We start from the raw sequence: 2113 nt of genomic DNA on the forward strand, positions 1-2113 counted from the left end.
GGTCGGCAGTGTGGCGCTGGAGGCGGAAGCGGCGGGCGTGCAATTGCTGATTGGCGATTGCCGGCTCGACACGGTGCGTATCGAACCTCGCTTCATGGCGCGGGCGGTGATCAATCTGCTGCGCAACGCGATTCGCTATGCCGAGCAGCGGGTGGAGGTGTCGCTGGTGCGCCATGGCGACTACTACGAAGTGCGGGTCAACGACGACGGGCCGGGCGTGCCGGTGGACGGCCGGGAGAAGATCTTTGAACCGTTCTCGCGGCTGGACGCGAGCCGCGATCGCCGTACCGGCGGTTTCGGTCTGGGGCTGGCGTTGGTGCGGCGGGTTTCGCAGTCCCATGGCGGGCAGGTTGAGGTCGGGGATTCCGCCTGGGGCGGGGCGTCGTTTCGCATGACCTGGGCGCACCTGGATTGAATGCGTTGCCCTGTGCCGCGCCCTTCGTGAGCAAGCTCGCTCCCACATTGGATTTGTGAACGCCGGAGATCATTGTGGGAGCGAGCTTGCTCGCGAAGGGGTCAGTCCAATCGGCATTTTTGCTACTGACCCACCGCCATCGCGAGCAGGCTCACTCCTACAGGGGGGCTGGAGTTACGCGGTCAGCGGGTCAAACCGAGGCGTTCATGCCATTGGGCGATGGATTCTTCGGGGTAGACGTCGAACTGTTTGTCTTTCGCTGTAACGTCGATTTCCACCCACGGTGCTTTCGAGCCGAGCATCAGATGCTTATGTTCCGGGGGCACCGGCAACGGCGTGTCGATGGCCGAGGCAAACGGGTGGATCAGTTCCGGCCATTCCGGGCTGAACAGCCACAAGCCGCTGCCGCACAGTGAACAGAAATGTCGTTCGGCGCTGCTGCGATGGGCGCGCTGGTCGCCTTCGTCTTTCATCTTCGCGTGGTAAATGCTGATGTGTTTTCGCCCGCGTACCTTGAGGCTGGTCGCGTCGCCGCCAAGGTTGATCGCATAACCGCCACCGCCCTGAGTCTTGCGACAGATCGAGCAGTAGCAGCGTTGATAAGGGTAGGGATGGGCGCTGGTGAGACTGAACGTGACCTCGCCACAATGGCAGGAGCCTTCGAGTTGCATGGTTGCTCTCCCGTTTTTGAATGTGCGGTTGAGCCTAGAACATTCAGTGCGATGGCGGTCGGTGTGATTCGACGGGCGGGCGCAGCGTCTAGCCCCAGTGTCCCCGCAATCCCATGGGGCGAGACTTCGGAACCCGGCATGCAAGCGCTGTTGAACGAGATCCTTGACGCTGTCCGGCCCCTGATCGGGCAGGGCAAGGTGGCTGACTATATTCCTGCCCTCGGCACCGTGCCGGCCAATCAACTGGGCATTGCCGTGTATGGCAACGACGGCGAGATGTATTACGCCGGCGACGCCGAGACGCCGTTCTCGGTGCAGAGTATTTCCAAGGTGTTCAGCCTGGTGCAGGCGATCGAGCATTCCGGCGAGGCGATCTGGGAGCGGCTGGGTCACGAACCGTCCGGCCAGCCGTTCAATTCCCTGGTGCAACTGGAGTTCGAACGCGGTCGCCCGCGCAATCCGTTCATCAACGCCGGCGCGCTGGTGATCTGCGACATCAATCAGTCGCGCTTCGCTGCGCCGACCCTGTCGATGCGCGATTTTGTCCGGCGCCTGTCGGGCAATCCGCAAATCATGATCGACGGCAAAGTCGCCGATTCCGAATACCAGCACCGTGCGCGCAACGCGGCGATGGCGTATTTGATGCAATCGTTTGGCAATTTCCACAACGATGTCGAAGCGGTGCTGCGCAGCTACTTCAGCCATTGCGCGCTGCGTATGAGCTGCATTGATCTGGCCCGGGCGTTCTGCTTCCTGGCCAACGACGGGTTCTGCAAGCACAGCGGCGAACAGATCCTCAGTCGGCGCCAGACCCAGCAGGTCAATTCGATCATGGCCACCAGCGGTTTGTACGACGAAGCCGGCAACTTCGCCTATCGCGTCGGTTTGCCGGGCAAGAGCTGGGTGGGCGGTGGAATCGTCGCGGTGGTGCCGGGGCAGTTCACGGTGTGCGTGTGGTCACCGGAGTTGAATGCAGCCGGCAACTCGCTGGCAGGGATGGCGGCACTGGAGATGCTCAGCTCAAGAA

Annotated in this window: 3 protein-coding genes; 2 read left to right on the forward strand and 1 reads right to left on the reverse strand. The window is 62.2% G+C overall.

From position 1 onward, the window contains the following. Positions 1–415, forward strand: a 415-nt coding sequence (locus tag DBR24_RS11200) for an ATP-binding protein (protein ID WP_256591393.1), incomplete at its 5' end; no start/stop codon positions are given. Between the two features lie 182 nt (positions 416–597). Here DBR24_RS11200 and DBR24_RS11205 read toward each other — a convergent pair. Beyond that, the gene (locus DBR24_RS11205; RefSeq protein ID WP_128614770.1) at positions 598–1086 is read right to left on the reverse strand and encodes a GFA family protein; all 489 of its coding nucleotides are present in this window, start codon (positions 1084–1086) and stop codon (positions 598–600) included. 138 nt (positions 1087–1224) lie between these two features. Here DBR24_RS11205 and glsB point away from each other — a divergent pair. Then, on the forward strand, positions 1225–2113 hold an 889-nt coding region (glsB, locus tag DBR24_RS11210; protein ID WP_128614771.1), incomplete at its 3' end, for a glutaminase B.

It is taken from the genome of Pseudomonas sp. HMWF006, from assembly GCF_003061205.1.
Classification (GTDB): Bacteria; Pseudomonadota; Gammaproteobacteria; order Pseudomonadales; family Pseudomonadaceae; genus Aquipseudomonas; species Aquipseudomonas monsensis.

Excerpts from the sequence above, each read along its gene's own strand:
- DBR24_RS11205 (WP_128614770.1), bottom strand. The coding sequence starts at position 1,086 with ATGCAACTCGAAGGCTCCTGCCATTGTGGCGAGGTCACGTTCAGTCTC.